This is a genomic window from Pedobacter sp. (assembly GCF_040513095.1).
Taxonomy (GTDB): Bacteria; Bacteroidota; Bacteroidia; order Sphingobacteriales; family Sphingobacteriaceae; genus Pedobacter.
Window position 1 is genome coordinate 21998 of sequence record NZ_JBEVDX010000002.1, and the last position, 7732, is coordinate 29729.

General features: G+C 44.3%; 7 protein-coding genes. 3 read left to right on the top strand and 4 right to left on the bottom strand.

What is annotated here, in order from left to right:
• Positions 1–38 precede the first annotated feature (38 nt).
• Entirely contained in the window at positions 39–2504 is a 2466-nt protein-coding gene (locus ABWY16_RS00250) for an alpha/beta hydrolase-fold protein (protein WP_353902642.1), read from the bottom strand.
• Between the two features lie 165 nt (positions 2505–2669).
• On the opposite strand from ABWY16_RS00250, the gene ABWY16_RS00255 reads away from it, so the two are divergent.
• Positions 2670–3338: an NAD-dependent epimerase/dehydratase family protein gene (locus tag ABWY16_RS00255; RefSeq protein WP_353902643.1), complete on the top strand. Its 669-nt coding sequence runs from the start codon at positions 2670–2672 to the stop codon at positions 3336–3338.
• 22 nt (positions 3339–3360) lie between these two features.
• On the opposite strand, the gene ABWY16_RS00260 is transcribed toward ABWY16_RS00255, so the two are convergent.
• Positions 3361–3747 carry a hypothetical protein gene (locus ABWY16_RS00260; protein ID WP_353902644.1) on the bottom strand — a complete coding sequence of 129 codons (387 nt, stop codon included), beginning with the start codon at positions 3745–3747 and terminating at the stop codon, positions 3361–3363.
• Between the two features lie 230 nt (positions 3748–3977).
• On the opposite strand from ABWY16_RS00260, the gene ABWY16_RS00265 reads away from it, so the two are divergent.
• Entirely contained in the window at positions 3978–5612 is a 1635-nt protein-coding gene (locus ABWY16_RS00265) for a carboxylesterase/lipase family protein (protein ID WP_353902645.1), read from the top strand.
• A 277-nt stretch (positions 5613–5889) separates the two neighbouring features.
• Here the strand turns inward: ABWY16_RS00265 and ABWY16_RS00270 are convergent, their stop codons facing one another.
• Positions 5890–6378: a pyridoxamine 5'-phosphate oxidase family protein gene (locus tag ABWY16_RS00270; RefSeq protein WP_353902646.1), complete on the bottom strand. Its 489-nt coding sequence runs from the start codon at positions 6376–6378 to the stop codon at positions 5890–5892.
• Between the two features lie 118 nt (positions 6379–6496).
• Positions 6497–6973: a free L-methionine (R)-S-oxide reductase MsrC gene (msrC, locus tag ABWY16_RS00275; RefSeq protein WP_353902647.1), complete on the bottom strand. Its 477-nt coding sequence runs from the start codon at positions 6971–6973 to the stop codon at positions 6497–6499.
• A gap of 112 nt (positions 6974–7085) precedes the next feature.
• On the opposite strand from msrC, the gene ABWY16_RS00280 reads away from it, so the two are divergent.
• Positions 7086–7337: a hypothetical protein gene (locus ABWY16_RS00280; protein ID WP_353902648.1), complete on the top strand. Its 252-nt coding sequence runs from the start codon at positions 7086–7088 to the stop codon at positions 7335–7337.
• Positions 7338–7732 lie beyond the last annotated feature (395 nt).

Sequence of the window (7732 nt, forward strand, 5' to 3'; positions counted from 1 at the left end):
GGGGTGGCTTCCTATCGGGAAGTCACCCCTTTTTTCATTTACTTTTGTACTGTCGCCTCCGTTGCCAGCTCCCACTGATTGTTGAAAAATCCCGCCATTTCAACACCTTTCGATCCTTCTTTCAACATATCCAGTCTGTAAACAAATATGTCCGGGAAACCGCTGCCGCCCGCAAGATACTGGTTGGCATAGGCAGTATTTAATCCTTTCATACCCGTTCCGGCAATTACCGACACAGCGTTGTAGACAGTGCCTTTAACCGGCCACACAAAGTTTACGGCAAGATCATCACCACTCCAGCTTTTCTTTCCTGCCTTAACGCCATTGCGGTCAATCTTTACCGGACAGTCGTTCAGCAGAATTTTCCATGCGCTGTTGGTTACAGAATTACCGTAAAGAACTACGTTACGCCCTTTATACTGTGCAGGATTATAAGCCTTGTCTGCTATGATGTCTACTGCACCGTTCCCCCTGTAATACCAGGTTTCAGCATCATATCTTGCTTTGTTCAGGCTCCATTCGTTTTCCTGTGCATTTCCCGTCGTGCCATATACAAATACCATCTGGTAATTGAATCCTTCCTTGAAGGTACCATTACGCAAAGGGTTCTTCTCAGTGCTTCCCGGCTTGCTCCCAAGTGCCCACTTATCGTTTTCTTTCCGCAGGTAAATACTGTCGGCCGCGCTTTTGGTTGTATAAATCACTGCAGAATTGTCAATGGTCATATTTACTGTGGCGCCGACAGCAAAATCCTGAAGGTTAAGTTTCAGCACGGAAATATTTTCGGTACTGCCTTTAATGGTCATGTCTTTCTTATTGCGGACAAGCTGGATATGGCTGTACTGCAGCGGTTGTTGCTGCTGGATGACCGCGGCCCAGTGATATTTTGCTGAAACCCCCGGGTTTGCTGTGGTAAAATCAATGTGGTTCACACTGCTGTCAGCTGCCAGTTTGTGCCATTTAAAGAAGTCGTAAATAGGTTTCCAGTCTACACTCTGGTCACCAAACCAGTGCTCGCCACCCGGATACTCATAATAGCTGTAATCCGTATGGAAATCCGCCAGCACCTTCTTCATCTGGCGGGCATAGTTCACCGAGACCACTTTATCAGAATCCCCATGCAGGATGTACACCCCGAGCGATTTGTAGTTCTGAGCCAGTTTAATGACATCACTCTGATTGCTTGCCCTGATCAGCATCGATTCCATTGCCGTACTTCCGGATTCAGGAATCAGTCCGTCAGCAGAACCATATCCTTTTAATGTTGGATATCCTGAGCAGGGAGCAATTGATGCCCATTTATCCGGATATGTAGCACCGAGAAACCAGGTGCCGTGACCACCCATGGAATGTCCGGTCAGGTATATCCGCTGAAGGTCAGGCTTAAACATTGTTGTTGCCTGCCCCAATACTTCCAGCGCATCAAGTCTCCCCCAGTCTTCCCAGTTGAAACCACGCGGACGGCGGTTTGTTGGCGTTACAACCGTACCCCAGTCCTTGGATTTATAGGCCTTTGCCTGTCCGATTGCCTCTACGCCTGCCCCGTGTACGGAGAAAAACATTGCATCACCAGGTTGCGTAGTGCCCAGTTTAGGAGTTACTGCATAATATTGCAGGCTCCCGTCAATTTTGCTGATAAAAGTATTTTTGTAGGATGATGAGGAAGTAACAGCCTCGATAATTACTGATGCCGTATCTATTTGTTTGCCCGCCTGCGCCAGGCTAAGGTCTACCTTATAATTGTTTTTGTTACGCATACCGGAACCATCAACCTTAAAATAAACTTTTCTTGTGGTCATTGGCAGCACATCCGGGATGCTGGTCAGCGTTTTAGTTCCGGCAGCCTTGCTCTGCATGGAAAGGTTTTTTAATACCGCATTGCTGCTGTTGATAATAACCACAGCTGCCAGCAGAGCACCATTGTTCCTGCCTGTAACTGCATTCGGCAATGTTGCATCTTCAGTATTGATAGTTACCGGCTTTGAGGGAAATGTAAGCGCAGCTGTGATATTCTGCCCCCTTACATAAAATTCGTTTAGCCCTTTCTTCAGCTTCACCGGAATATTCATCCAGTTCAGGGCATAGGGATCACCTGTATGCAGAACACCATTTAAGTACAGCGCACTGTTACCTTTGATGTTCAGTATAGCAGTCTTTTCCCTGTCTGCAGTGTAAGTCAGGTATAAATAAGCATTGGGTGTAGCCCTGTTACTGAAACGATTTTTTGCATCTGCAGCAGTAAGCTTCCATTGGCGTGTCTGGCCCTTTTCATCTTTCCCAAATGCAGCACCTTCAGCAGGTGTCTGAAGTTTTCCACTATACAGCGCCCAGGCGAGCTGATCGGTATACATGGCTTCCCGGCCGTAATGATAAACATTACCAATGATCAGTCCTTTCTGAAACTGATAGGGTTCCTGTCCATAACTCAACTGGAAGGAAGAAAATAAACATACTACTACCATCAGCTGCAGCGCAGCCAGTGGTTTACCGGCAAATAATGACATGAGGTTTTAGGTTTTGACTAGGTTAATGATTATGGAGCCGAATATAAATCTTCGTTTGCATTTATCATCCATCGCCCAGGTAATAAATATGTTATTGACGAACAAAAATATAATATGATACGAAAAAGCATATATTAAAACTATCTTAGTCTAAACACAATTCCTATGGAACCAACTATCAAAGCAATAATTACAGGTACAACAGGCATGGTTGGTGAAGGTGTGCTCCACGAATGCCTGCTGGATCCTCTGGTGGAGGCGATCACTATCATTAACAGGAAACCTTCCGGAATCAGCCACCCTAAATTAACTGAGATCATCCATTCAGATTTTTATAATCTATCCGCTATAGAGAATCAACTGCAGGGCTTCAACGCCTGTTATTTTTGTCTGGGCATTTCTTCGGTGGGTATCAGTAAGGAAGATTATTACAAAACAACCTATACCCTGACCATGCGCGTAGCCGAAACTTTGAGCAGGCTAAATCCGGAGATGACATTCTGTTACGTATCCGGGGCGGGTACAGACAGCAGCGAAACAGGCAGCAGTAACTGGGCAAAAGTGAAAGGAAAAACCGAGAACGACCTGATGAAACTACCCTTTAAACAGGTATACGCTTTCAGGCCTGGCTTTATCAAACCCACACCCGGACTTTCAAAAACGCATGGTTTTTACAAGTATATCTCCTGGTTATTCCCTTTAGGCAGAGCAATCTACCCCGCAGGATTTGTTACCATGCATGAACTGGGACGCGCCATGATTCATGTTACAGGCCCGGGCACTGCAAAGAGAGTGATTGAAGGCAACGAGATCATCTCCCTTGGGAAAGCATAAACAGCTTTTGAGCTGCTGAACATCATGCAAGCATGGATGTCAGCAGCTCAAAAAATCTCTTGTTGTTAGAGATCATCACACTGTAATCCACAATCAGGTAGATGATTGAATCGAGGCCGTAAGTTATCCTCAGCGGCTTCCAGAACATCCCGAAGTTCTTTACAGATGCCGCAGAGAACACCTCATCAAAATCAAGACTGATCTGGGTAATTTCCGACAGCGGAATGCTGGCTTCTTCATCACCCTCAATAAAAATCGCTGTATTGGTCAGATAGATCCTGCCCTGGTGTTTTGATAGGGGCGGAACAGAAGAAAAATGCCTGCCCAGATATCTTTCTGAAACATCCATCGCCAGAATTTCGGTATCATAAGCCCAATAAACAGCTCCTTCATAAATTAACTTTTCCATATCAATACTTATACAATGAATTCAACACAGAATGTATATTTTCCATACTACACCCGTACTCTATTTGGTTGTATAACCATTGAAGACCCGATATGTTCAAAATGAAAAATAAATATTTTACCGCCTGTTTTCATACCTGAGGGCACATTAAATTGTTACAAAAGAACGCTCCTGGAACAAACATTCTGAAACAATATTGAGTATATTAAATTACCGAAATATATATTCAAATGAACAAAAATCTGATTGCATTGATCGCTATATGCTGTAGCAGCTTATCACTTCCCTTACAGGCTCAAACGGGCAACACAAGAATAACCATAAGCAATGGTATCCTGGAAGGCACAACCGAAAGCTCCGGCATCAAAACCTATAAGGGCATTCCCTTTGCACAGCCTCCCGTAGGTGACCTGAGATGGAAAGAACCTCAACCCGTACAAAACTGGCAGGGCATCCGCAAAGCGGATCAATTTGGAAATAAGGGCATGCAAAAACCTGTATTTGGTGATATGGGTTTCCGTGCCGGAAGCAGCAGTGAGGATTGCCTCTATCTGAATGTATGGACGCCGGCAAAGTCTTCCAAAGCACATCTGCCCGTACTGGTTTACTTCTACGGTGGCGGACTGATTGCCGGTGATGGATCAGAGCCGCGTTATGACGGCGAAAGCATGGCCAATAAAGGCATTGTAACCTTAACAGTAAACTATCGTCTTGGCATCTTCGGTTTCTTCTCCCATCCTGAACTAAGCAAAGAGTCTGCACACCACACATCAGGTAACTACGGCTATATGGATCAGCTAGCTGCCCTGAAATGGGTAAAACAAAACATCGAAGCTTTCGGCGGCGATCCCGCAAAAGTAACCATAGCCGGTGAATCTGCAGGTTCTATTTCCGTATTCGCGCAGATGGCATCCCCACTCTCCAAAGGCCTTTTCGCAGGAGCCATAGGCGAAAGCGGAGCAGCGATCTACCCTACACTTGCCCCGATCCCACAAAGTGAAGGGGAAAGCAAAGGAAGGGCATTTGCCACTAAAATGGGTGCCTCCTCTCTAGCCGACCTCCGTAAAATCCCGGCAAGCGACCTATTAGACATGGCGTACAAAAATAACATGGGCGGAGCCACCACAACAGTAGATGGATATTTCTTCCCGGAACTGCCCGTAAAGACATTCAGCGAGGGCAGACAGGCGCAGGTTCCCATCCTCGTAGGCTGGAACTCCGCCGAAGTATCCTATCAATCTATCCTTAAAAACGCCGCACCCACACCTGAGAACTACAAAAAAGCCCTGGAGGAACTCTACAAGGAAAAAAGTGCCGAAGTCCTCAAGCTCTATCCCGGATCAACAGAGGCAGAAGTCATACAATCAGCCACAGCCCTGTCCAGCGACCGCTTCATCGTATACAGCACCTGGAAATGGGCAGACAGCCACAGTAAAACCGGCAACAAACCCGTTTACCGCTACCTCTTCTCCAAATCTAAACCAGCAATGACAGAAGAAATGAAAGGTGCAGTCCCAGGCCTCGCCGGAGGATTCACCAAAGGAAAAGAAATAACCGAAACAAAAAAACCAATCGTACCAGCCGGTGCCCCACATGCCTTCGAAATCGAATACGCAATGGGCAACCTCCGCTACAACAAAGTATACGCATGGACTGCCGAAGACCAGAAGGTGTCAGACACAATGCTGTCTTACTTTGCCAACTTCGTCAAAACCGGCAACCCCAACGGAGCAGGCTTACCAAAATGGCCTGAGTTAAACACCAATAATCAGGTAAATTACATAAACCTGGATGTAAACACAAAAGCAGAAGTTGAGAAGAACCGTGCCCGCTACCTGTTCCTGGACAAAGAATACTCCAGGTAGGTTACGGATATAAGCGCGTCTTGGATTTATGCAAGTCTTAGGTTCATGCAAGTCTTAGCTTTATGCAGCTCTCAGGCTTTTCATGTTTTAGATTCATGCAAGTTTTAGATTTTACAAGCCACCATGCTACAGGATCATCTTAAAAATAAATTGTCCTGTGTTATCGATGCCTTCTGGCGCGCTTCAGCGGCAGGCAGCATCGATAACACAGGACAATTTATTTTAAGCGAAGCCAGGATTAACCCCTAAACCTCATATCAGCACTTACCAGACCAATCTAAAAATTAATCTTATCATGCTCACCAGCATCCGGCTGATCTCCCGTAACAATCGCCTTAAGCAAACTAAAAGCAAGTACAATCTTCGAAGAAGTACCATCCCAATACTCCGCAGATTCAGGCGTAACTTTGACAAGAATTAGTCTCGGATCATCCACCCCATCCGGAAACCAAGCTTTCACAGGCGCAGAAAAATAAGCTTCCTTCCTTACCTGATCATCCACAAGCTCCGCAGAACCATTTACAGTAATGTAAGTATTGTTTGAAGGACTGCTATAACCAAGCGTAACCTTATTCTCTTTCGAAATCTCCTTTGACTTCAGCGAATACTCATTGGTAAAAAACCAGATACTGCCATCCTCTTCAACCTTGGCTGTAGCCATTGGGCGACTTGAAAATTCATCATCAGCACTGATAGTCGTAAATAGACAGATCCGTACTTCTTCAACTTTACTTTTTAATATCTCTATATTTTTCTCGTTTTTCATAAGTATTTGTTTTTATCATCCGCCTGGAAGTCTGCACACAATTACATCAATAATTGATAAGCTGCAAGCTTCATAGCAAAGTATTAACAGCTACTCTGCAAAATTTGTTTTAAAGCTATTATAACCTGATGTAAGCAATGATCCTGGCGAGGTACTCCTCATCTATCTTGTCAAAGGCGGCAAGCTCAGCACTATCCGCATCCAGCACACCTGCAACTTCCCCATCTTTGATCAAAGGCAACACAATTTCAGACCTTGACGCCGAACTGCAGGCAATGTGTCCCGGAAAAAGTTCCACATCATCCACTATGAAAGTTTTAGCTTCCAGCCATGCTGCACCACATACCCCTTTGCCTTTCCTTATTCTTGTGCAGGCCACCGGGCCCTGAAACGGGCCAAGCACCAGCTCGTCCTGCTTCACCAGGTAAAAGCCAATCCAAAGCCAGCCAAACTGCTCCTTTAATGCAGCAGCTACATTTGCAAGGTTTGCTGTCAGGTCATCTTCGCCACTGATCAGCGCTTCAATTTGCGGCAACAGCGATTGATACTGCTGCTCCTTACTTTCACTTTTTATAATTACTAAATCTTCAGCCATTTGTTACAAGTTCGATAAAGTGTTAAAATTAGGGAATTGATCAGAGATCGGTGTAAACCATGCGTAATATTGTTAGATTTGGCCATTTACCAACCTTAAAAGAATCGTAACAATGAGAGTAATAGCAGAACTGCCACACCCCGAATGTAAGATCACTTTGTTCAACATGAACCAGAAATATATTGTAAAATTTGAACAGGGAACACTGGAGCAAAGCTATAAATTATCGGAACTTGACCTGACGGGAGGAGGCGCAAATGAAATCTTTCAAATGCTGGATGAAGCGTTTATCGCCACTGTTGTAGAAAGATTCAAGGGAATGAGAACAGACTTTTCAGCGGCCTATCAAAGGCAACAGTATTAGTAAATATAAAATTCTTAACATGCTGTAATACAAGGCAAAAGAAGCGTATTCAGTATATTATTCTGTATTTTTGCTAAAAATCTGGAATAAAACAATAAGTATAGTAAACAGATAGTTTATAATAGCAGTCACAAGCAATAGAAAATCAGAAAGTTAAATATGTCAACAATATTATATTATGCCAGGCAAAATAGCCAAATATAGTTCTGTTTCTGTAAAACAAACCATAACTGAGCAAATCAATTTAACAATAAATTTGCGTGATAAACCAAAAGGAGTACCCGAAATTTAAACATTAACACCAGGCTGGTGTTATACCATCACATCCAATCCTATCAATGAAAATCCACTTGCGTATCCTGTTTAGTACCCTGCTCCTTTTTTTCGTGTCAACA